Source organism: Corallococcus exercitus (assembly GCF_003611585.1).
In the GTDB taxonomy this organism is placed as follows: Bacteria; Myxococcota; Myxococcia; order Myxococcales; family Myxococcaceae; genus Corallococcus; species Corallococcus exercitus.
Genome location: NZ_RAVW01000144.1, coordinates 1 through 21130 on the forward strand (window position 1 = coordinate 1; position 21130 = coordinate 21130).

A 21130-nucleotide genomic window follows, 5' to 3' on the forward strand; every position below is an offset into this window, starting at 1 on the left:
GCCCATGGGCCTGGGCGGGGAGATCGCGGGCGGCAAGGACACCGCGCCCCTCTTCACCCAGGAGCAGGTGTCCCTCTTCGAGCGCCGCTTCGACGACGGCCACCACCTGGTGCGCGGCGTGGCCGGCAGCGGGAAGACCTACGTCCTGGCGCACTGGGCCGCGCGCTACCTGCTGGAGAACCCGCGCGCCCGGGTGCTGGTGTCCTTCTACAACCGGTCGCTCGCGCCGCTCGTGGACAAGCTGCTCCTGGAGGCGCTCCACGTGCGCGCGGGCCCGGATCAGGTGCGGCCGCTCCGCGCCCAGGTGACGGTGAAGCACGTGGGCGCGCTCCGCCGCCTGGAGCCCCACACCTTCGACGCCGTCTTCGTCGACGAGGCGCAGGACATGGACGCCAGGGGCCTGGCGTCCCTGCACGCGCTGGTGCGCCCCCGCGTGGACGCGGAGGGCCGCGAGTCGCGCTGCTTCCAGCTGTTCATGGACGACTCGCAGAACGTCTACGGCCAGGTGCCCATCGACCACCTGAAGGAGCAGCTCCCCGAAGGGCTGTCCTTCCGCGGCCGCACCCGCGTGCTCAAGGAGACCTTCCGCGCCACGCGCGACATCCTCGACGTGGCCTTCAACGTGGTGCTGGACCCGCTGCGCCAGCACCGCGTCACCGACCCCGGCATGCGCGAATACATGAAGGCCGGGGAGCTGGCCCGCGAGCGGCTCCTGTGGCTGCCGGAGGAGACGCTGGAGGGCCTCTACCGCGTGCAGTCCACCGAGCGCGGCGGCGTGCTGCCCCAGGTGAAGGACTTCGCCTCCAGCACCAGCGAGGCGCGCTGGGTGGCCAAGGAGATTGCCCGGCTGGTGCGCGAGGAGGGCGTCCACCCGGGGGACATCCTCGTGGTGGCGCCGGTGATGCCCGCGTCGTTCACGGACGCGCTCCAGAAGGCGGGCGTGCCCGCGGAGGCCTACGGCGGCAAGGGCGGCCGGGACGTGGCGGACTTCCGGGTGAGCGGCGTGGATCACGTGCGCGCCACCACGGTGTTCTCCTGCAAGGGCCACGAGTGCCCCGTCGTCTTCTTCGCGGGACTGGAGGCCCTGGACTCCATCGAGGCGTGGATGGCCGGAGCCCGCCAGCGCAACGACCGCGAGAACGAGCGCATCCGCCGCGCGATGTTCTACGTGGGGGCCACCCGCGCGATGAAGCGCCAGTACCTCACCGGCGTGCGTGGGGGCCGCTTCCTGCGGGTGGCCGCGTCCTACGTGGAGACGCTGTCCGGCCACCGCCCACCGGCGCCCTGAAACCGGGCACCCGGGGACTTGTTACATCCGCCAGCCGGTGGCGCCCGCGCTCTTGCCGAACGCCGGCTGCCCGTACACCTCACGGAAGCGCGCGCGCAGCAGGTCGAACGTCTGCTGGAGATCCGGCGCCGCGGCGCGCGAATCCGGCAGCTGGCCGCCCATCCGCGCGAAGCAGCGGCTCATGGCGCCATCCAACCACTGCGTCACGGACGCGGTGTCCTGGTCCTGGAGCCGCTCGAACACGGACAGGGCCCGCTCCAGCGTCTCTCCCACCAGCTCCGTGGAGTCGACCGCGCTCCCAGCGCAAAGCTTCGCGGCCCGAACCTCCAGGGCCGGACGATGCTTGCGAACGAACTCCCCGAAGGCATGCAGATTCACAGTGACCATTCTTAACCCTTCGCCCCCACGCTGTCAGAACGCTGGACGCGAAAATCCTTGGCTTCCGGACACAACAAAGCGTGTCGGTGGAAAAGGGTGGTGGGATGAATCATGTATCACTCCCTGTACTGGCAGGCGAGGCACCGGGGGCATTTCCTCCTGCCCATGGGTCGTGCGGGCCACCCGGTGGGCGCGGGCAGACCCAGGGGGCCGGCGTTGTTCTTTGCCGCGCTTCAAGGAAAGCAGGGGACATGCGCCGCACAGTGGAGCTGACGGACATCGGAGGGAATGACGAGGGACCTCGCGTCCTCCTATTGCCGGGACTGGGAGCGCGTGGATCAGGCTTTCGCGAGCTCGCCCTGCGGCTGACGGACGTGGCGCGTCCCGTCCTGGTCGAGTACCCGGAGGGCGAGCATGCGGCGTGCGGCGCTCGGGCCCTGGCGGAGCAGGTGTTGCGCGTCGCGGGGCCCACGGACGCGGTGGTGGCCAGCTCCTTTGGCGGCATGGTGGCGGCGCACCTGGCCGCGGGCGGTGCGACGCGCGGCGTCGCGTTCCTGGGGGCGTTCACACGCACCGCGCATGTGGGGCCGCGTGGACGGCTCATCGCGATGATGGGACCCATCGCGGTGCTGGGGCGTCCTGGCCGCGTCGCGGCATCGCTGGCGGCATGGCGGCCGGTGCCCTCCACCCAGGTGGCGGACGTGGTGCCCACCACGATGCTGGAGCGCGTGACGACGCTGCGGCGCGCGTTCGCCATCCACACGGAACCGCCGCCGCCGGAGCTGCGGCCGCTGAAGGTGTCGTGTCTGTGCATCCAGGGCGACCGCGACGTGCTGGTGCCGCCGTCGTCGCTGGAGCGGCTGGCCGCGTCGCTGCCGGAAGGCACGCCCCGGCACCTGCTGCGCGGCGCGGGACACGTGCCCTATTTCTCGCACCCGGAAGAGTGCGCGCGGCTGCTCACGCCATGGCTCCAGGCGCTCGCGCCCGCGGGGCTCGCGGCGCTGGCGGCATCGGACGTGGGCTCCGCGGCCTGACGCCGCACGTGGCCTTGACAGCCACTCGGGGGACAACGGATCCACCCGCCCGGCGGGGGGGTGTACGGACGCGGGCGTGGGAAGTAGTTTCGCCTCCGCCGATGTCGACCCGTCCTCTTCGCGCGCTCCTCTTCCTGGCGTTCCTGTCCACCGCGGCCCAGGCCGCCGCGGAATCCGCTCCCGGGCTGAACGCCTCGCCCGTGCTGCCCACCGCTCCGGCCCAGGCCGCCGCCCCGGCGCCCGCGCCCCGCCGCACCGTGCTGCTCCTGGGCGACAGCCTCATCGCCACGGGCTTCGGCGAGTACCTCCAGAACCAGCTCGCCGCGCACCCACGGATCCGCTGCGAGCGCCGCGCGAAGTCGTCCACGGGCCTCGCGCGTCCGGACTTCTTCGACTGGCTGGAGGTCGGCCAGCAGGAGGTGCAGCAGCACCAGCCGGACGTCGTGGTGGTCATCCTGGGCGGCAACGACGGGCAGGCCCTGCACACGCGGCAGGGCCGTCCCACCGTCGCCTGGGGCAAGCCGGACTGGCAGGGCGAGTACCGCCAGCGGCTGACGGACTTCGTGACCGCCATCTCCGCGCCGGGCCGCAAGATTGTCTGGCTGGAGCTGCCCGCCACCAGCCGCCACCGCTTCGAGCAGAAGCTCACGCTGATCCGCGACCTGCAGCGCGAGGTCATCGCCGGACGCGAGGACGCCGTGCACCTGGAGACGCGGCCCTTCTTCACCGACGCGCGCGGCAAGGCGCTGAACCAGGCCCGCGTGGAGGGCTTCCGCAAGCCCATGCGCCTGCGCATGACGGACGGCGTCCACTTCACCGTGGCCGGCGGGCGCTACTTCGCGAACAAGGTGTACCCGCAGGTGCTGGGCGCGCTGGGCCTGGAGGCCCCGGAGCCCGCGGAGCAGCACACCACGCGCCCCGCCGCCCCGCCGGTGAAGACGGCGATGCAGGCCCCGGCTCCGGCGGCTCCGTCCGCCCCTCCGACTGCCCCGTAGCCTCCCGCGCGCTTCAGGAGTGGCGCGGCCAGGAGTCCTCGCTGCCCGCGTCCGGACGGAGCCTGCGCACGGCGCGCAGCAGCAGCTCCTCGTCGCGCGGGTTGGCCAGGAAGCCACGCGCCTCCAGCTTCCGCGCCCGGTCGAAGCCCTCGTCGTCCGACGTCCCGTGCACGATGAGCGCGCCCTCGATGTGGACCTCGCCCGCGAGCAGCCCCTCCATGGCCTGGAGGGGGGCGAGCACCACATCGTTCTCACGCGTGTGCAGCACCTCCAGCGGCGTGGCGACGCGGGACGTGATGCCGTTGCGCGCCAGCGTGCGGGAGATGAGCACCGCGGTGACGGGTGGCCACCCGTAGAGCATCAGCGGCGGGCTGGGCACGGCCGGACGGGGCTGCTCCGGCGCGGGGCCTTCCGTCTCGCGGATGCCGTAGAGGGCGCTGAGTGCGCGGGACAGGGCGCCGTCGGAGGCCAGGTGCGGCTCCACGCGCGCCTTGCCGGACACGGCGCGCACGTCATCCACCGCGTCCAGCGACAGCGGGGCGGGTACGGCCAGGTGGAGCACCTCGCGGTCCTCACGCGTCTCCAGCCCGAGCGGCACGACGCCGTACTGCCGGGCGATGCGCGCGGGCACCAGCGCGGTCAGGGAACGGTCGAGCGGGTGCCGGTCCAGGTCCACGGCGTCCACGTCGAACTGCACGGCCAGCCCGCGCAGCACGTCCGCCTCCGTGCACACGCCCTCGCTCACCAGGGCGCGGCCCAGGGGGACATGGACCTCGTGGTGGTGCACGAGCCCCAACCGGAGCTGGCCTTTGTCGAGCACTCCCAGCTCCAGGAGGATCTCCCCCAGCGGGCGTCTGGATCCGATTTCCATGCCCACTCAACGTGGCAACCCGCCCCGCACACGACGACGGTCGGCCGGGGGCCCGTCCGCCCGCCTGCCCTCAAGCGGCGTGAAGGGGAAGGGGAGGGACGCTTCCGCTACCCGCGCGCGGGAAACAGCGCCTCGTAGGCCTCCGGCTTGAAGCCCACGGTGACGGCCTCCTTCGTGACGAGCACGGGCCGCTTCACCAGCTTCCCATCCTTCGCGAGCCACTCCACCAGCTCCGCGTCGGAGGCAGCATCGACCTTCTCCTTCCCGAGCGCGCGGTAGCTCTGGCCGCTGGTGTTGAGCCACTTGCGCACGGACACGCCGCTCCTGGGAATCCACTGGCGCAGCTCCGCCACCGTGGGCGGCTGGTCCACGATGGGGCGCACCCGGTGGGAGACGCCCCGCGCCTCCAGCCACTTCAGCGCCTTCCTGCAAGTGTCACAGCCGGCGTACGCCAGCACGAGGATGTCGTCGGACATGCGCGGGCTTCTACCAGACCGCCTCCGCGAACAGGCAGCCATGAGCCCGCCTTCCCGGCTGGAGGGCAGGCGGGCCGGCGTGCTCCGGAACCTGCCTCATGGGGCGATGAAGCGCATCCTTTCCGAAGCCATCCCATTCCCCGGAAGGAGACGCATGGAGGGCACGCGCGCCGAACCCATCCCCACGCTGGAGGAGCCGCTGGAGGTGCCAGCGAAGCGCCGGCGGGGTTGGTGGATTCCCGGGCTGGTGATGCTCATCGCGCTCCTGGCGTTCATCTTCTCGAGGCACACGGAGGAGAAGCAGTTCCTGGAGCTCCTGCGGCAGGCCCGGCCCGCGTGGCTGCTGGTGGCCGCCGCATGCCAGGTGGGCACCTACCTGTGCGTGTCCGGCATCTGGTGGATGGTCCTGCACCGGGCGCGAATCAAGACGTCGCTCTGGTCGCTGTCGCGGCTGTCGCTGATGAAGCTCGCGTTCGACCAGGTGATTCCGACCGGCGGCGTGGGCGGGTCGCTGCTCGTCGGACGCGGGCTGCGCCGCGCGGGCGCGAGCCCCGGCACCTCCGCGGGCGCGGTGCTGCTCACGGTGCTGTGCTTCTACATCGCGCAGGCGCTGGGCGTGGGCGTGAGCCTCTTCTTCCTCTGGCGAAAGTCCGAGCTGAACGACTGGATCCAATGGCTCGTCACCGGCTTCGGCGTGGTGGCGCTCATCATCCCCATGGCCATCCTCTGGGCCACGCGGCATCGCGAGTGGAAGCCGGGCCGCTTCGCCCGGCGCATCCCGGCGCTGGGGGCCATGCTCAAGGCCATCGCGGAGGTGCCGCCCGGCATGCTGCTCAACCCCGGCCTGCTCGCGCGCGGCGTCGTCCTGCAATTGGGGGTGTACGTGCTGGACGCGGCCACCCTGGGCGCCATGCTCCGCGCGTTGGGGATGGAAGTCCCCATGAGCACCGTGTTCGTCAGCTTCATGGTGGCCTCCATGGCGGAGACGGTGTCCATCATCCCCGGCGGCGTGGGCACCTACGAGGCCGCGTCCGTGGGCATGCTCAACCTCTTCGGCGTCCCGGTGGAGGCCGCGCTCGCGGGCACCATGCTCCTGCGCGGCTTCACCCTGTGGCTGCCCCTGCTCCCCGGCCTGTACCTGCTGCGCCACACCTTCCGCCGCCCCGCGCCCGGAGGGCAGGCAGGCTGACAGCACCGGAAGTCGGGGAAGGCCGTATCGCCTCACCGCCGCTTCCCGTGGCCGCCCGTCTTGCGCGATGGTTCGCTTCGCGTGGACGACACCGGTATCGGAGAAGAAGCACCCATGAACCTGGGCCCGGCGCTGTTCCTCCACCCCGGCGTGAAGGTGCGGCCGTGCGAGTGGGGGATGGGCGTCTTCACCGACGCGTTCATCGCGGCGGGAGAGCTCATCGAGGAGTGCCACTACCTCAAGGTCCCGCAGCGGCAGTGCCGGGGCGAACCGCTCGACGACTACGTCTTCGAAATCCGTTGGCACCGCCACGAAGAGCCTCGCAAGGGTGACTGGGTCGCGCTCGTGATGGGCTACGGGATGATCTACAACCACGCGAGCGCCCCCAACGCGTCCTACAGCCGCGCCGAGGACCGCGATGTGTTCCGTTATCACGCACTGAGGGACATCCATCCCGGGGAGCAGATCTTCATCAGCTACGGGGAGAACTGGTGGAAGGCGCGGGGTGAGGAAGTCCCGCCCTGAGTCGCTTCGCACCGTGTGCGCACCTGACAGGTGCGTTCGCACTTCCTGCTCCGTGAGGACGGCTTCTTCCTCGGGGAAGTGTGAAATGCCGGGAAATGAAATCCCCCGTGTCCGCGTGGGGGGCAACCAGTACAATGCAGTCCGCCTGTGCGCCGGTCGTCTGTCAGGCCGCGCGGGTGCGAGGAATGCCAGACATCATGCCATTGCGTCGTTTCTACCTGTCCTCCGCTCTCGTGCTCTCCGCCTCCGCCTGCACCGGCAACATCGGTGGGCAGGACGCGGCACCTGAAAGCGCGGCGGCACCCGCGCGCGTGCGCCGGCTGACGCGCGACGAGTACAACAAGTCCGCCTCCGCGGTGCTGGGCACGCCCGTCGACGTCGCCCAGGGCTTCGCGGCCGAGGACACCATCCTCGGCTTCTCCACCCACGAGCGGCTCCAGGTGACGTCGCTCCTGGCGGATCAGATCGACACCGCCGCGGTGACGCTGGCGGAGCAGGGCAAGTCGCAGCTGAGTGACCTCTACGCGTGCCCCTCCGGCAAGACGCAGGATGACTGCGCGCGGTCCTTCATCCAGCGCGTGGGTGAGCGCGCCTTCCGCCGGCCGGTGACGGCGGAGGAGGAGACGGACCTGCTGGCCCTCTTCAACCAGGGCAAGCAGGGCGGGACCATGGAGACGGGCGCGGAGCTGGTGCTCCAGGCGCTCTTCTCCTCCGCGTCGTTCCTGTACCGCACGGAGCTGGGCCCGGACACCGCGCGCAAGGGCCAGGTCGTGGAGCTGACCTCCTACGAGGTCGCCTCCGAGCTGTCCTTCATGATCACCGGCGGTCCGCCGGACGCCACGCTGCTCTCCGCCGCCAAGGCCGGCACGCTGTCGTCCCCCGACGAGCGCGAAGCGCAGGCGCGCCGGCTGCTCAAGACGCCGGCCGCGCAGCTGAAGCTGCGCCAGTTCTTCATCGAGTGGCTGGGGCTGGGCGGCCTGGCCAAGGTGAACAAGAACAACCTCGTGTACCCGGAATACAGCGTGGACTTCCGCGACTCCATGGTCCGCGAGCGCGACGCGTTCATCGACTCCATCGTGAAGGACCACTCGGGCTCCGTGGAGGAGCTGCTGGGCGCCAACTACTCCTTCGTGGACGAGACGCTGGCGAACTTCTACGGCGGCCTGGAGCGCACCAACGTGGACGACGACACCGGCCTGGGCCGCGTGACGCTGCCCCCGGAGCGCCTGGGCATCCTCACGCAGGCGGGCACGATGTCCACGTACGCCCACTTCGACTCGTCCTCGCCCATCAAGCGCGGCAAGTTCGTGCTCACGCGCATGCTGTGCCGCACGGTGCCCGCGCCGCCGGCCAACGTGTCCACCATTCCCCCGGCCCTGTCGGAGAACGCCACCACCCGCGAGCGCTTCGCGGCGCACACCAACAACCCGAACTGCGCCGGCTGCCACAAGATCATCGACCCCATGGGCTTCGGCATGGAGGACTTCGACGGCCTGGGCCAGCACCGCACGGAGGAGAGCGGCAAGACGGTGGACTCCAGCGGCGCGGTGATGGCCGCGGACGGCACCACCAACCTGGGCAGCTTCAACGGCGGCGCGCAGCTGGCGCGCTACCTGACGAAGAGCGAGGAGCTGGCCAACTGCGTGCCGCTCCAGTTCGTGCGCTACGCCATGGGGCGTGATCAGCACGCCTCGGACGCGGAGTTGCTCGCCGCCATGCGTTCGGGCCCCTACCGCACGGACCACCTGAAAATCACCGAAGCGCTGGTCAGCCTGGTGCGCTCGGCTTCCTTCACCCAGCGGCGTCTGCCCACCCGTTGAGCCCGACCTCCATGTCCCGCGACTTCTCCCGACGCAGCATCCTGAAGCTCCTGTCCGGCACGGCCATGGCGGCGCCCTTCGCGCACCTGCTCACCAGCTCCGTGGCTGAAGCGGCCGACGCCGCGCCCCTGCGCTTCATTGCCCTGTTCACCCCCCACGGCTTCCTGCCGGAGTACTGGCGGCCCCGGGGCAGCGACACGAACTTCGACATCGACTTCGAGAACTCCGTTCTCCAGCCGCTCCAGCGCCACCGCGACAAGCTGCTGGTGCTGGACGGCCTGGACTACCGCGTCCTCTACGAGCACGGCCGCACCGGCCACGAGGGCGGCCCCGTCACCTTCCTCACCGGCAGCGAGGTGGAGGTGTCCAGTGGTGACGAGCTGCCGTCCGGCCCGTCCCTGGACCAGGTGATTGGCAACGCGGTGGGCGGCGTCACCCAGTTCCGCTCGCTGCAGCTGCACGCCTTCGAGCAGTTCGGCGCCCAGCACGTCTACAACAGCATCTCCTTCACGGAGAACGGCTCGCGCGTGCCGTTCGAGCTGAACCCCGCCAACGTCTACAAGCGCCTCTTCGGCAGCCTGGGCGGCTCTCCCGCGGAGGCGCAGGCCATCCTGTCCAAGCGCAAGAGCCTGCTGGACTACCTCATCAAGGACGCCACCCGGCTGAAGTCCCGGCTGGCGGCCACGGAGGGCACCAAGCTGGACACGCACCTGGCGGCGCTGCGCGACATCGAGCGGCGGCTCACCAACACCGGGGCGCTCAACTGCGCCCGGCCGGATGCGCCCTCCGAGGCGCTGAGCGACCTGGGCGACATCAACAACATGCCCGGCCTCACCGAGCTGCACATGGACCTCATCGCCCGTGCGTTCGCGTGTGATTTGACGCGCGTGGTGACCATGACCATCCCCGGGCCGTCCATGCCGTGGATTGGCATCGACGAGGACATCCACAACGACATCGCCCACCGCACGGACACCCAGTCCGAGCCGGCGCGCACCGAAATCCGCCTGCGCATGGTGCAGGTGCAGCGGTGGTACTCCGAGCAGGTGGCGCGCCTCATGGACAGCCTGAAGGCCATCCCGGAGGGCAGCGGCACGGTGCTCGACAACACCCTCATCCTCTGGGGGAACGAGCTGGGTGACGCCGCCGGCCACATGAACGTGTCCATTCCCACGGTGCTGGCGGGCGGCGCGGGCGGGAAGTTCCGCATGGGCCGCATGCTGTCCCTGCGCCCCGGCAAGGACCCGCTGGGCTCGTGGCCCGGCCCGGGAAGCCCGCTGCCGGGCGCGGTGGAGCACAACAAGCTGCTCACCTCCATTGCCCAGGCCTTCGGCGTGAACGTGGACCGCTTCGGCCACCCGGACTACACGGGCACGCTGCCCGGCCTCACCTGAGCCGGTAGGGCGCCCTCTCGCGGGCCCTGGAAAAGACAACGGGAGCGGACCCCTGGGGCCCGCTCCCGTTTTCATTTCAGCGACGACGCGGTGGGGACTACCCGCCGAGCGCGCCGTTGATGAGGGGCGCGAGGATGCTCATGCCCGCGTCTTCCTTGTTGTAGTTGTTGGCCGGCTCGTAGATGCGCACGCGCTGGTTGCCGTTGATGAAGCGGTCCAGGAAGACGTCCATGGGGACGAACTCGCTGTGGCAGGCCCAGGACTGCCAGGGGCTGTCGATGTACTCGTACCAGTACTTCTTCTCCATGCGCTGGCAGGCGTGCGCGCCCACGAAGGTGATGATGGTGCTGCAGTGGCTGGCGTTGATGTCGCGCTGGTGCGGGATGAAGTAGCTGAAGTTGTTGTACTTCTTCAGCTCGTTCACGAACGCGTCCTGGTCCGTCTTCCAGTACGCGTGGATGGACGCCTCATCGTTGGGCGTCTTGAAGCGCTCATACGAGTAGCGCGAGTAGTTGTAGTCCATCGTGTAGCCCGTGTACGCGAGCTGATCATTCGGGAACTCCGTGGCCACCATGCGGTTGATGGTGCCCATGTCGCTGATGCTGAAGCTGGCCGGCAGCAGGCTGAACACGGAGTCCAGGTTCCACGACGAGCGGATCTTGTCGTGCAGCGGGCGCGACAGGGAGTTCGCGTTCGGCGCCATGAAGATGGGGCCGGAGTCGTTGATCATGTATCCCTTGGCCGGGTTGATGGCCTTGCGGATGAAGTAGTAGCCGGCGGAGGTGGACGTGCCGCCCGCGCTGTAGCCCGTGACGAGCAGCTTCTGCACGCTGGGGAACTGCTGCTTGGCGTAGTTCGCCGCGGCAATCGTGTTGGCGTAACCGTTGTGGTACCAGGTCAGCGGCGCCTGGCCGCCGGTGGTGTCCACGTACGTCTTGGCGTTGTTGCCGATGTGCACGTCGCCCGTGCAGTACGGCATGTAGACGATGTTCCAGCCCTTCGTGACGATGTCCTTGCGGTCGCGGAAGGGCAGGCCCGGGTCCGCCCCGTTGACGATGGGGGACACGTACTTGGCCGTGAACTGCGTCATGTAGTCGTCGGAGATGCCGTTGGGGTTCGCCGCGCCCAGGATGCCCAGGCGGCCGCTACAGGAATCGTAGTCCCAGCACGCGCCGCCACCTTCCATCATGAACAGCAGGTTGGGCGAACCCGTGCGGTGCACGAAGAACTTGTATTGCGAACCGTTGCCACACTTCGTGCCGGGCAGTGTCACCTTCTCCCAGGCGTAGTTGTTTCCGCCGTCCACCAGGACGTCGACGATGCCTTCCACCAGCACTTCGGCGCGCGCGGCGCCCACGGGGGCAGTGAGGGCCAGAAGGCTCATCCAGAGAAGACTTCTCATGCGGCTTCCTCCAAGAGGGGGAGTGAATGGGGTTGCAGCCGCGGATGATACGGTTTTGTTTATCAGCCGGAAGCAGGGAAACTTCGCTACCGGTGAAAATAGTGAATTCCAGGTCGGGCGCAGCATTCCATCTGGGAGGACTGGAGTGCTGCCTCGCGTCAGCCAGGGATTGAGAATTGACGCGTCATGCCATGTTTTAAATGTATCAATTGCGCGGTGCGTTGATGGGAGGGGGTGACACGGGTTGCGGCGGGCGCGGGCCGCGCGGTATGGCCATGGGCATGAGCACGCACGCGCGATGGAAGCTGCCCCTGGGCACGGCGGGAGTCCTGGTCCTGGCGGTGGGGGCGTGGCTTGTCTTTGGCGGCCAGGCTCCGGAGGACGGCCCTCCGGCCGTGGCGCCCCCGGCGGCCCAGACCCCCGCGTCGCCGCCGCCGGTGTTCGCGTCCACGCCCGCGGTGCCCCGCGCGAAGGACGGGGGGCTGGACCTGGTGGGCGCGGCGACGGCCCAGGTGCAGGCGGCGCCGGAGGAGGAGCCCGGCCCCTACCCGGTGGACCTGGAGGCGCTGCGCGCGAAGCTGCCGGGCAACCTGTACTGGGAGAATGACGTGCCCACGAAGGACCCGGAGGAGCTGCGCCGCCGCGAGGCGGTGAAGACGAAGTGGAACGCGCTCTACGGCAAGGTGCAGGCCAACGAGGCCTCGGAAGAAGAGGTGCACCAGTACTACGAGCACCGCCGCCAGGTGTCCGAGGACGCCATCGCCTTCGCCACCACGGTGCTGCAGGACTACGGCGACAAGCTGCCCTCGGAGCACCGGGGCCTCTTGGAGTTGAGCGTGAACATGCACCGCACGCGGCTGGCGGAGCTTCCCCGCCAGGAGTCGGACGCGCTGGCGCGCCGGGAGGCCCACGCCCAGCGGCAGCGCGAGTGGCGCACGGGCGGCGGCCGTCAGCCCTGAGCCGTCAGGCTTTACGCTGAGCCGTCCGCGCCGGGGAAGGTGCGGATGAGCGGGGAGCGCACGGCGGAGGAGGCCACCCACAGCTGGTGGGAGGAGCGGGTGACGGCGACGTGCAGCCTGCGGCGGGCCTCGTCGTCCGCGGGGTAGGCGCGCGCGGTGACGTCCGGCAGGACGACGTAGTCGAACTCCAGCCCCTTCACGTTGTCCACGTCCGTCACGTCCACGCCGGGCTCGAAGGAGAAGTCGCCCTCCAGCACCAGCCGCGCCCAGGGCATCTCCCGGATGACGCGGTGGAAGGACTGGGCGGCCTCGCGGCTGCTGGCGATGACGCCCACCGACGCGTGCGGCTCGCGCAGCACCAGGTCTCGCAGCGCGTCCCCCAGGAACAGCCACGCCTGGGCCTCGTCGGGGAAGTGGTGGAAGCCCACGGGCGCTCCCTCGCGGCCGGCCCTGGCGGCGTTGGCCGGGGACTGCGTGCCCAGCACGTGCTGCGCCAGTTCCACCACCGGGCGCGGGCAGCGGTAGGACACCTGGAGCCGGCAGGTGGCGGCGTCGGGGATGCCCAGCTCTTCCAGGGCGGCGTCCCAGCCGGCGAAGCCCGCCGTCGTCTGCTGCACCTCGTCCCCCGCGAGCGTGCAGCTGCGGCTGTCGCCGAGCAGCTGGCTGACGACGAAGAGCTCGAAGAGGGAGAAGTCCTCCGCCTCGTCCAGCACCACGTGCGCCAGCCGCTCCGCGCCCAGCGCGCCCCGCTGCGCCTTGAGGAACATGAGGATGGGCAGGTCGTCCGCGTCCACCGTGCCCGCGAGCGCGTCGGGCGTGTCCGCTTCAATCGCGCGTCCGTCCACGGTGATGAGGCTGTCCGCGTCGTAGCCCTTGTACTGGCGCGCCAGCGGCGTGGCGGTCTGCTGCTTCGTGTGCTCCAGCACCTCCGCCACCACGGTGCGCGGCAGTTCGCCCTTCGCGTCCGCCACCACGGCCTCCAGGAAGGCGCGGTCCAGGAACGCGTCCGCCAGCTTGATGCGCAGCCGGTCCAGCGTGGGGGGCAGGGGCTTGCCCTTGAACACCGGCACGCGGCCGGCCAGCGCGCGGCGCAGGGCGGGGTGGCGCTTGAAGCGCGAGACGAGCGCGGGCGTCTCCGGTGAGAGCTTGATGCCGGGCAGGTTGAAGGTGGAGCGGGCGGTGGCCAGCGACCACGCCTCCAGCGTCTCCACGGACACCTTGCCCAGGCCCAGCGGCTCCAGCAGCCGGCGCGTGAGCCGGGCCAGGCCTGCTTCCGGGACGACGACCTTGGTGCGCGCCTGCGGATAGGTCTTCGCGTCGTCGAAGATGACCTTGGCCAGCCGGTGCAGCGCCACCGTCGTCTTGCCGCTGCCCGCGCTGCCCAGCACCAGCAGCGGCTGCTCCGGGCCGGTGCTGACGGCCGCGTACTGCTCCGCGTCCAGGAGCGCCGTCACGCCGAAGGCGTCCTCGACGTGCGTGGTGCCCCGGCCCACGCCCAGGAAGCCCGGCCGCGCGGCGGTGCCGCTGCCGCCCGCGAGCACGGAGGCCGCGTCGCGTCCGCGCGCATGCCAGCGGCCCTGGGCGTCGCGCTGGAGCAGGTGCGGGCCGGTGCTGATGCGGGTGAGGACGCCCTTCTCGATGATGACCAGCCGGCGCGCCTCCACCTCGCCCTCGGAGAGCCGGTCTCCGAAGTACTCCTCGAACGCGTCGCCCTCCTCGTAGTTGTAGAAGACGCGCGCGACGGGGGCGAAGCGCCAGTCGATGACGCGCACGCCGGCGGCGAGGTTGGCGAAGCTGGTGCGGCCGAGCAGGTAGTCGCGCGCGCCCGTGGGGCCGGACAGGCGCAGGTGCGCGAAGTAGGGCGCGTTCGCGTCCGGCAGCGGCACGGTCTCCTGCCGCTCCAGCATGGAGCGCACCTCGTTCATCTGGGTGAAGACGTGCGGCAGGTCCGCGGCGTGCGCCGTGGTGGCGTCGTCGCGCAGGACTTGAAGCTGGGCCATCAGTCCCTGGGTGTCCAGCGTGCGCTCCGCGGCCTGACGGCGCGCCTCCGACAGCGCCTGCTGCACGCGGGACAGCAGGGCCTCTTCCTCGGCGATGAGCGCGAGCGCCTCGGGCGACAGCTCCTGGCCGGCCATGATGTCTTCCTTTCCGCCCGTGGGCGTTCGTGGCCGTGCAAGGTGAACGCTGGCCCACGCCGGGTCAACCCGTTGGTTTTTCGGGCCGTCTTGCTAATGTGAGGATCGCGGTCGAGGCGTCCGTCCGGCGTCCAGGGTCCTCCCGCACGCGCGCTTCCCATCCATCCCGCCAGGTTGCCTCCCCGTGGGGTGGGGTCGGTGTCCGCGACTGGTCGCTGAGGGGGGCTGTCTGTCGAATGGCCGCGCGCGCCGGGGGCGGGTGGCTTCTAACCGCACTCGCGGCTTGCTTCCGTCCGCATTCATTCCGAACACGGAGGATGCACCGGATGACTTCGAAGAACGCGCCGTTCCGCTGGATGCTGTCGCTCGCCGCCGCGCTGGGAATCGCCACGTCGGCGGGGGCGCAGGAGCCGGAGCCCCAGACGGAGTCGGAGACGACGACCACCACCACGACGACGAAGACGACCCAGCAGGAGCTGTCGGAGGCGATGCGGCCCGAGGGGCCCACGGGGGTGGAGTTCGCGGTGAGCGGCAACGTGGGCTTTGGCCTGGGCTACGTCTACACGAACGGCCAGAGCCCGTCGGGCACGGTGGAGGATTTGAAGATCACCGACTCCGCGAAGGTCTCCTTCCCCATCATCGCGGAGCTGGGCTTCCGGGTGACGCCCCGGTTCTACCTGGGCGTGTGGGGCAGCTGGGAGCCGGTGCTAACCAAGACGAATGACATCTCATGCCCGGAGGGCTTCGACTGCGCCACCTACCAGTGGCGCGTCGGGCCGGAGCTCCGCTACCACCTCCGGCCGGGCTCGGGCTTTGATCCGTGGATTGGCCTGGGCGTGGGCCTGGAGATCCTCAAGAGCCACGTGGAGGGCGACACCCAGGTGCAGGTCGCGCCGGGCGTGTTCCTCCCCACGCACGTGGACACGCACGTCACGGACCGGGGGCCCACCATCGCGCGCCTCACGCTGGGCGGCGACGTGCGTGTGACGCGCGCCCTGTCGGTGGGGCCCATCATCACCGCGTCCGTCGGGCAGTACACGGTGCGCACCGGGACGCAGACGCTGGACATCACCGGCGTGGGCAGCCGCGACCAGGGGCTCGCGCCCGTGGATAACGGCTTCCACGCGCTGTTCACCCTGGGCATCCGCTTCGCCGTGCTCCCCATGTAGCGCTGGCGGGCGCAGGAAGAATCGGGACGTTCCCTGGAACCTGGGGACCGGGTGAGGTGTCTGGGGGCGCGGCTCCCCACCTCCCCCGGAGGGTGAATGTCGTCTCGCAAGGTGTTCGTTGTCGTGGCCGGGCTGGCGCTCCTGCTGGCCGGGCTCTTCGTCTGGCTGCGCGCCTCTGGACCCGTCGCGGAGGCGCGCGACGTGACCGTGACGCACCACCCCGTGCCTCCCACGTCGGGAATGGCGCGGGCCCCGCGGCAGGACGGAGGCAGGGCGACCGCCCCCGTGGAACAGCCCATGCGGGACGCGGAAGGTGCGCTGCGCGTGGAGACCGTCACGGCGGCGGGGCCGCTCGCGGGCGCGGAGGTGACGCTGTACCTGCGGGGACCGGCGTCCCCCGGCTCGCGGCTGCCTTCGTGGCGCGTGGCGGGGCAGGGCCGGACGGACGCCACGGGAGCGCTCGTGCTGCCCGCGCGTCCCGGGCCCTATCTCGTCACCGCGCGTGCGGAGGGTCTGGCATTGGCGCGCGCGGAGGTGATGCGGCCGAATGGAGAAGCGCGGTCCACGGTCCGGCTCCTGTTGGAGCCCGGCGTGTCATTGACGGGCCTGACGGTGGAGCGCGTGGGCGGTGCGCCGGTGCCGATGGCGGAGCTGACGCTCACGCCGCACACCGGCTTCGAGGACGCGCTCCCCGTGTTCCTCCAGACGGGGGCGTCGGTGCCGGACGAGGCGCGGCACGAGGCGCTCAGCGACGCGCGGGGCGCGTTCGGCTTCCACGGGCTGGCGCGCGGTGAGTACCAACTGGAGGCGCGGGCCCCGGGCCACGCACCCCGCCGCGTCGCGCGCGTGCACGTCCCGGGGACGGACGTGCGCGTGGAGCTGGACGGCTCCGCGTTCATCGAGGGCTTCGTCACACGCGCGGATGGAACGCCCGCGCCGGGCGCGCGCGTGAGCGCCTGGGGCGAGGACGGCGCGGTGGAGGTGGAGGCCGGGGACACGGGCAGCTTCTCGCTGGACGTGCCGCCAGGGTCGTTCCAGGTGACGGCCCGTCACGGAGAGGAGACGGGCGCGGCCGGGGGCGCGGTCGTCGTGGGGCCGGGCATGACGGTGAAGGACGTGCGGCTCCGCCTCGGCGGCGCGGCGTCCCTCATGGGCGTGGTGCGGCGCAAGGACTCGGGGGAGGCCATCGCGGGGGCCACGGTGGGCGTGCGTGCGCATGGCGACCGGGCGGAGCTGCTCCAGGCCCGCTCGGCGGAGGACGGGCGCTTCGAGGTGGGCGGACTCGCGCCGGGGGCCTACGACGTGCAGGTGAGCGCTCCGGGCTTCCAGCCGCTCATGCGCCGGGGGCTGGGCGTGCTCGCGGGGCAGCGTTTCGAACTGGTGCTGGAGCTGGCGGCGCCGGGACGCATCGAGGGCACGGTGGTGGATGGCGCGGAGAAGCCGCTTCCCGGCGTGTCGGTGGTCGCGCAGCTCAAGTGGCGGCCCTTGCCGGACGCGCTGCCTTCAATGACAGACGCGCAGGGGCGCTTCACGTTGGAGGACGTGCCGGAGGGCACCGTGTACGTCACGGCGCGCCGCGCGAACAGCGAGGACGCCGTGCGCCAGCCCGTGCGCGTGGAGGCTGGGAAGACGGCGACAGCGCGGCTGACGCTCGTGGGCGAGGGCGTGCTGGAGGGCACCGTGCGCAAGGAGGACGGAGGGCGACCGTCGGGGGCGGTGACAGTCTCCGCGCACCGGGTGGACGCGCCGGCCTTCGAATCCGTCGACGTGCCCGCGAAACCGGATGGAACGTGGTCGATGCGCGTGGGCGCGGGGCGCTACCAGCTGAGTGCGTGGCTGTCCGAGCTGCGCTTCCAGAACGGCGACCAGCAGCAGGTGGTGGAGCTGGAAGCGGGCGGCCGGCGCCACGTGGACCTGGTGGTGGGCGAGCCGAAGAAGCCGCTCCGCGTGACGGTGCTGGAGCCCAACGGCGCGCCAGGCGTCCACGCGACGGTGATGGCCACGGAGGCGGGCCACACGGACATCCAGGCGGAGGAGCTGACGGACGCGTCCGGCCAGGCGGTGCTGGCGCTGGACGGCCTGGGGGCGGACGCGTGGCGCGTCTGGTCCACGAACGGCGGACGGCAGGGCGAGGCCGCGCGCGTGTCCGCGTCGCAAAAGGAGCTCACGCTCCAGCTGAAGCCCGCCGCCCGGCTGAAGGGCACCGTACGCTCCGCGGGAGGCCGCGAGGTGCGAGGCTTCACGCTGACCGTCACCGCGGCGCGCGGCGAGGACGACTTCCTCTCCCGCGTGGAGCGCCAGTTTTCCGGGGACGCCTTCCAGGTGGACGACGTCTTCCCCACTCTCGTCACCGTCACGGCCACGCTCCCGGACGGGCGCGCGGGCAAGGTGGACGTGACGCTCGCGTCGGGCGCGGAGGCCGCCGTGGAGGTGGTGGTGGACGCGGGCGGCGGCGTGTCCGGACGGCTGGTGGATGCGCGCACGGGCGAGCCCATCTCCGGCGCGTACGTGGACGCGGACGGCATCGCGTCCCCCACGACGGGCGCGGACGGCCGCTTCGAGCTGAAGGACCTGGCCCCGGGCCCGCACCGGCTCACCGCGTGGAGCCGGGGGCGGGAGCTGGTGGACCGGAAGGTGACGCTCGCCGCCGGGAAGACGCAGGCCCTGGGAGACTGGCGCCTGGGCCTCCAGCGCGTGGAGCCGGGCCGGCTGGGCCTGAGCTTCGGAATGACGGGGCGGGACGTCATCATCAGCGGCATCGCCGAGGGCGCGGACGTCGCGGGCCTCCAGGTGGGGGACGTGGTGCGCTCCATCGACGGGGCGGTGGTGCTGGACACGGGCGAGGCGCGGCGGCGCGAGCTGGGCGCTCCGGGCAGCCCCGCCGTGCTCGCGCTCCACCGGGGCGGCCAGCCGCTGTCCCTCACGTTCATCCGCGCACGCTGAGGGCCGCGCGGCTTGAAAGCGCGGGGCCGGCCCTGACAGCATCCGGCCCCATGGATGAGCGCTTCACCCCGGAGCACGAGGCGTTCCGCCGCACCGTGCGTCAGTTCGTCGAGAAGGAGCTGGCCCCGCACGCGCTGGAGTGGGACCAGGCCGGCGAGTTCCCTCGCGACGTCTTCCGCCGCTGCGGCGAGCTGGGCTTCTTCGGCATCAGCCATGATCCGGCCTACGGCGGCAGCGGGCTGGATTACTGGTACGTGGCCGCCTTCGCGGAGGAGCTGGCGAGGGCGCGCAACGGCGGCGTGGCGATGTCGCTCCTGGTGCAGGGGCAGATGGCCACGCCGGTCATCAACGAGCTGGGCACCGACGAGCAGAAGCGCGAGTTCCTCGCCCCCGCGCTCACCGGCGAGCGCATCGCGGCGCTGGCGATGAGCGAACCGGACGCGGGCTCGGACCTGGCGCGGCTGCGCACCACCGCGCGCAGGGACGGCGACGACTACGTCATCCAGGGCGCCAAGACGTGGATCTCCAACGGCGCCCGCGCGGACTTCCTGGTGCTGGCGGTGCGCACGGGAGGGGAGGGCGCGCCGGGCATCTCGCTGGTGACGCTGCCCACGGACGTGAAGGGCTTCGCGGTGTCGAAGAAGCTCCAGAAGGTGGGGCACCGCTCGTCGGACATGGCCATCCTCTACTTCGAGGACTGCCGCATCCCCGCCCGCTACGTGCTGGGCCGGGAGAACGACGGCTTCTTCCACATCATGAACAGCTTCCACGCGGAGCGCCTGGTGACGGCGCTCTACACGGTGGCGGTGATGGACGACCTCCTGCGTGAGGCCATCCGCTACGGCCGCGAACGTCAGGCGTTTGGAAAGCGGCTGCTGGACTTCCAGGTGTGGCGCCACACCTTCGTGGACCACGCCACCCGCGTGGAGGCGGCGAGGCAGCTCACCTATCAGGCGGTGCAGCTCTTCAATCGCAAACGCAAGCAGAAGCCGGTGAAGGAGATCGCCATGGCGAAGCTGCTCACCACGGACCTGGCCCAGCGCGTGGCCTATGACTGCCAGCAGTTCTACGGCGGCATGGGCTACGTGGAGGAGTCACACGTCGCGCGGGCCTGGCGCGACGTGCGCATGCTCACCATTGGCGGCGGCACGTCCGAGGTGATGAAGGAGATCATCGCCGGGACGATGGCGCTGTAGCCTCAGGCGGCGGCCTTCTGGCGGAAGGTGTCTTCCATCCACTGGGCCGCGTCCGCGCCGTTGCCCTTCCACGCCGTCGGGGTGCCGTCGACGGTGCGCCTGGCCACCTCCAGCTCCCAGCCCACCTTGACGGGGCCGACCTTGAAGCCGGGGGACATGGAGACGCCCTTCTGCGTGTAGGTCGTCGACTTGTACTCCACGGTCGCGTCCTTGCCGGCGGTCTTGAACGCTCCCGGCACGTCGCCCTCCAGGAGCTTGTCGAAGGTGCCGTTCTTCGCGAGCGTGCTGGGGTTGGCCTCGATGCTGACCTCGTAGGACGTGCCCTTTCCGTTGCCCTGGACCAGGGCGTTCCCCTCCACCGCCAGCGTGACCTTGCTCGTCTGGTTCGCCGCCATCTCCTTCATCGCGGGACCGAGCGTGCCCTTCGGATCCTTCATGACGTCATCCACGCTCACTCCGGAGGGCAGGGGGTAGCGCGTCTCGATCTCCAGCTTGCCGCTGCCCTTGAGCGTGCCGCCCACCTTCACGCCGCCCTCCAGCGGGACCTTCATCGCGTCCGGCCCGACGAGGGTCTTCTTCGCCTCCAGCTTCCGGCCCAGGCCGCCGCCCACCTCCACCTGGGCGGTGTCCTTGATGACGACCTCCGGCGGCTTGCCTTCGGGGAACTCGATGCGGACCGTGCGGTCCGAGCGGAGCTTGCCGTTCACGTCGCCGCTGTTCGCCAACGGTCCCGCCGGGACGGGGAACTCCGCGGCCACCTGGGCGGCGCCCGTGCCCCGGAGCTCCACGGCGGCCACCTTTCCGCGCAGCCACGCGAGGTCCTCCGGCGGAGGCATGTCCGCCGCGCCCGCGATGTTGCACTGCATGCCTGTCTTCAGGCGGTCCATGATGCGATTGGCCCGGACCACCTCCTCGGGCGTCTCGAACTTGAACTCGGCCTTGCCGCCGCCGCCCACCAGCAGCTTGGCGTCGATCTTCCCGTTGTCGAAGCCCACGCCGCCCAGGATCTCCGAGTCCATGGTCAGCCGGTAGTTGGGCCCCGGCACCCGGTTGCCCTTCTCATCGGTCCGCATGCCCTCCTCGCAGCTGACCTCGATCTGCGCGCGCGTCTGGAGGCGGCCCTCCTTGAAGCCACCGTCGAAGCCACCGGACGTGGAGTACTTGTCGCCCGGCTTCATGGACTCGAGGTCCGCTTTGGAGCCCGATACGTCGGCCCCGCCCCCGAGCACCTTGAGCGCCCCGTCCACCTTGGACTCCAGCCAGCTGAAGCCAGGCACGTTGTCGCGAGCGCTCTGCAGCAGCTGCTCCGCCGCCCCCTGCGGCTGCACGGTGCCCCCCTGTCTCTTATACAAATCT

At 70.9% G+C, this 21130-nt stretch carries 17 protein-coding genes; 11 read left to right on the top strand and 6 right to left on the bottom strand.

What is annotated here, in order from left to right:
- Window positions 1-1288 (top strand): DEAD/DEAH box helicase (locus tag D7W79_RS19085; protein ID WP_120526816.1); only part of this gene is annotated, 1288 nt, incomplete at its 5' end.
- A gap of 21 nt (window positions 1289-1309) precedes the next feature.
- On the opposite strand, the gene D7W79_RS19090 is transcribed toward D7W79_RS19085, so the two are convergent.
- Complete coding sequence (locus D7W79_RS19090) at window positions 1310-1675, bottom strand: hypothetical protein (RefSeq protein WP_147441975.1); 366 nt, start codon at window positions 1673-1675, stop codon at window positions 1310-1312.
- Between the two features lie 242 nt (window positions 1676-1917).
- On the opposite strand from D7W79_RS19090, the gene D7W79_RS19095 reads away from it, so the two are divergent.
- Window positions 1918-2700: an alpha/beta fold hydrolase gene (locus tag D7W79_RS19095; protein ID WP_120526818.1), complete on the top strand. Its 783-nt coding sequence runs from the start codon at window positions 1918-1920 to the stop codon at window positions 2698-2700.
- A gap of 101 nt (window positions 2701-2801) precedes the next feature.
- Entirely contained in the window at window positions 2802-3695 is an 894-nt protein-coding gene (locus tag D7W79_RS19100) for an SGNH/GDSL hydrolase family protein (RefSeq protein ID WP_158617002.1), read from the top strand.
- Between the two features lie 13 nt (window positions 3696-3708).
- Here D7W79_RS19100 and D7W79_RS19105 read toward each other — a convergent pair whose 3' ends face one another.
- Together D7W79_RS19105 and D7W79_RS19110 are read right to left on the bottom strand one after the other, a co-directional pair.
- A complete protein-coding gene (locus tag D7W79_RS19105) occupies window positions 3709-4566 on the bottom strand; it encodes a GspE/PulE/PilB domain-containing protein (RefSeq protein ID WP_120526819.1) in 858 nt (285 codons plus the stop codon).
- A gap of 107 nt (window positions 4567-4673) precedes the next feature.
- Window positions 4674-5042, bottom strand: coding sequence for a Spx/MgsR family RNA polymerase-binding regulatory protein (locus tag D7W79_RS19110; RefSeq protein WP_120526820.1), 369 nt, complete (start codon window positions 5040-5042; stop codon window positions 4674-4676).
- Between the two features lie 154 nt (window positions 5043-5196).
- Between D7W79_RS19110 and D7W79_RS19115 the strand changes: the two genes are divergently transcribed.
- The 4 genes from D7W79_RS19115 (at window position 5197) to D7W79_RS19130 (ending at window position 9970) form a co-directional block, all read left to right on the top strand.
- On the top strand, window positions 5197-6231 hold the full coding sequence (locus tag D7W79_RS19115; RefSeq protein ID WP_120526821.1) for a lysylphosphatidylglycerol synthase transmembrane domain-containing protein: 1035 nt from the start codon (window positions 5197-5199) through the stop codon (window positions 6229-6231).
- 114 nt (window positions 6232-6345) lie between these two features.
- Window positions 6346-6756: an SET domain-containing protein gene (locus tag D7W79_RS19120; RefSeq protein ID WP_120526822.1), complete on the top strand. Its 411-nt coding sequence runs from the start codon at window positions 6346-6348 to the stop codon at window positions 6754-6756.
- Between the two features lie 197 nt (window positions 6757-6953).
- Window positions 6954-8576, top strand: a complete 1623-nt coding sequence (locus D7W79_RS19125; RefSeq protein ID WP_244221847.1) for a DUF1592 domain-containing protein — start codon at window positions 6954-6956, stop codon at window positions 8574-8576.
- Window positions 8577-8587: 11 nt separating this feature from the next.
- Window positions 8588-9970, top strand: a complete 1383-nt coding sequence (locus D7W79_RS19130) for a DUF1552 domain-containing protein (protein ID WP_120526824.1) — start codon at window positions 8588-8590, stop codon at window positions 9968-9970.
- A 97-nt stretch (window positions 9971-10067) separates the two neighbouring features.
- On the opposite strand, the gene D7W79_RS19135 is transcribed toward D7W79_RS19130, so the two are convergent.
- Window positions 10068-11372, bottom strand: coding sequence for a pectin acetylesterase-family hydrolase (locus tag D7W79_RS19135; RefSeq protein ID WP_120526825.1), 1305 nt, complete (start codon window positions 11370-11372; stop codon window positions 10068-10070).
- Between the two features lie 281 nt (window positions 11373-11653).
- Here D7W79_RS19135 and D7W79_RS45780 point away from each other — a divergent pair, with 281 nt between their 5' ends.
- Window positions 11654-12331 (top strand): hypothetical protein, encoded by a 678-nt coding sequence (locus tag D7W79_RS45780; protein WP_120526831.1) that lies wholly within the window; start codon window positions 11654-11656, stop codon window positions 12329-12331.
- An 11-nt stretch (window positions 12332-12342) separates the two neighbouring features.
- On the opposite strand, the gene D7W79_RS19145 is transcribed toward D7W79_RS45780, so the two are convergent.
- Window positions 12343-14466 carry an ATP-binding domain-containing protein gene (locus D7W79_RS19145; RefSeq protein WP_120526826.1) on the bottom strand — a complete coding sequence of 708 codons (2124 nt, stop codon included), beginning with the start codon at window positions 14464-14466 and terminating at the stop codon, window positions 12343-12345.
- 326 nt (window positions 14467-14792) lie between these two features.
- Between D7W79_RS19145 and D7W79_RS19150 the strand changes: the two genes are divergently transcribed.
- From D7W79_RS19150 to D7W79_RS19160, 3 genes are all read left to right on the top strand, one after another.
- Window positions 14793-15635 (top strand): hypothetical protein, encoded by an 843-nt coding sequence (locus tag D7W79_RS19150; RefSeq protein WP_120526827.1) that lies wholly within the window; start codon window positions 14793-14795, stop codon window positions 15633-15635.
- 96 nt (window positions 15636-15731) lie between these two features.
- The gene (locus D7W79_RS19155) at window positions 15732-18578 is read left to right on the top strand and encodes a carboxypeptidase regulatory-like domain-containing protein (RefSeq protein ID WP_120526828.1); all 2847 of its coding nucleotides are present in this window, start codon (window positions 15732-15734) and stop codon (window positions 18576-18578) included.
- Window positions 18579-18628: 50 nt separating this feature from the next.
- The gene (locus D7W79_RS19160; RefSeq protein WP_120526829.1) at window positions 18629-19774 is read left to right on the top strand and encodes an acyl-CoA dehydrogenase family protein; all 1146 of its coding nucleotides are present in this window, start codon (window positions 18629-18631) and stop codon (window positions 19772-19774) included.
- Between the two features lie 2 nt (window positions 19775-19776).
- Here the strand turns inward: D7W79_RS19160 and D7W79_RS19165 are convergent.
- Window positions 19777-21130 (bottom strand): hypothetical protein (locus D7W79_RS19165; protein WP_208729770.1); only part of this gene is annotated, 1354 nt, incomplete at its 5' end.

Bases quoted from the DNA above. Each gene is read 5' to 3' on its own strand.
- D7W79_RS19130 (WP_120526824.1), top strand. From the start codon at position 8,588: ATGTCCCGCGACTTCTCCCGACGCAGCATCCTGAAGCTCCTGTCCGGC.
- D7W79_RS19090 (WP_147441975.1), bottom strand. From the start codon at position 1,675: ATGGTCACTGTGAATCTGCATGCCTTCGGGGAGTTCGTTCGCAAGCAT.
- D7W79_RS19095 (WP_120526818.1), top strand. From the start codon at position 1,918: ATGCGCCGCACAGTGGAGCTGACGGACATCGGAGGGAATGACGAGGGA.
- D7W79_RS19125 (WP_244221847.1), top strand. From the start codon at position 6,954: ATGCCATTGCGTCGTTTCTACCTGTCCTCCGCTCTCGTGCTCTCCGCC.
- D7W79_RS45780 (WP_120526831.1), top strand. From the start codon at position 11,654: ATGAGCACGCACGCGCGATGGAAGCTGCCCCTGGGCACGGCGGGAGTC.
- D7W79_RS19160 (WP_120526829.1), top strand. From the start codon at position 18,629: ATGGATGAGCGCTTCACCCCGGAGCACGAGGCGTTCCGCCGCACCGTG.
- D7W79_RS19135 (WP_120526825.1), bottom strand. From the start codon at position 11,372: ATGAGAAGTCTTCTCTGGATGAGCCTTCTGGCCCTCACTGCCCCCGTG.
- D7W79_RS19145 (WP_120526826.1), bottom strand. From the start codon at position 14,466: ATGGCCGGCCAGGAGCTGTCGCCCGAGGCGCTCGCGCTCATCGCCGAG.
- D7W79_RS19150 (WP_120526827.1), top strand. From the start codon at position 14,793: ATGACTTCGAAGAACGCGCCGTTCCGCTGGATGCTGTCGCTCGCCGCC.
- D7W79_RS19110 (WP_120526820.1), bottom strand. From the start codon at position 5,042: ATGTCCGACGACATCCTCGTGCTGGCGTACGCCGGCTGTGACACTTGC.
- D7W79_RS19120 (WP_120526822.1), top strand. From the start codon at position 6,346: ATGAACCTGGGCCCGGCGCTGTTCCTCCACCCCGGCGTGAAGGTGCGG.
- D7W79_RS19155 (WP_120526828.1), top strand. From the start codon at position 15,732: ATGTCGTCTCGCAAGGTGTTCGTTGTCGTGGCCGGGCTGGCGCTCCTG.
- D7W79_RS19100 (WP_158617002.1), top strand. From the start codon at position 2,802: ATGTCGACCCGTCCTCTTCGCGCGCTCCTCTTCCTGGCGTTCCTGTCC.
- D7W79_RS19115 (WP_120526821.1), top strand. From the start codon at position 5,197: ATGGAGGGCACGCGCGCCGAACCCATCCCCACGCTGGAGGAGCCGCTG.
- D7W79_RS19105 (WP_120526819.1), bottom strand. From the start codon at position 4,566: ATGGAAATCGGATCCAGACGCCCGCTGGGGGAGATCCTCCTGGAGCTG.